Annotated in this window: 1 protein-coding gene; it reads left to right on the top strand. The window is 64.4% G+C overall.

The features are described 5' to 3' along the window. Positions 1-236, top strand: a 236-nt coding sequence (locus SB847_RS22245) for a glutamate ligase domain-containing protein (protein WP_410578933.1), incomplete at both ends; no start/stop codon positions are given.

Here is a 236-nt window from a genome sequence, read left to right as displayed (position 1 = left end):
GTCGCAGCAGAGGCCCTTGCCCACTTCACAGGTGCATCGCGGCGCTTTGAGCTCAAGGGCCAGGCCAGGGGAGTGCGCGTCTATGACGATTATGCACACCACCCCACGGAGGTCCGCGCGGCCTTGTCTGCCGCCCGTTCGGTGGCCGCGGGCAAGAAAGTCCATGTCCTTTTCCAGCCCCACCTGTTCTCCAGGACACGTGAGTTCGCTCCCGAGTTTGCGGCAGCGTTGGACAC

This window comes from Bacillus sp. SIMBA_026, assembly GCF_046535335.1.
GTDB classification, from domain to species: Bacteria; Bacillota; Bacilli; order Bacillales; family Bacillaceae; genus Bacillus; species Bacillus velezensis.
The sequence above is the reverse complement of the archived record's forward strand: the minus strand, read 5'-3'. Positions and strand labels throughout refer to the sequence as shown.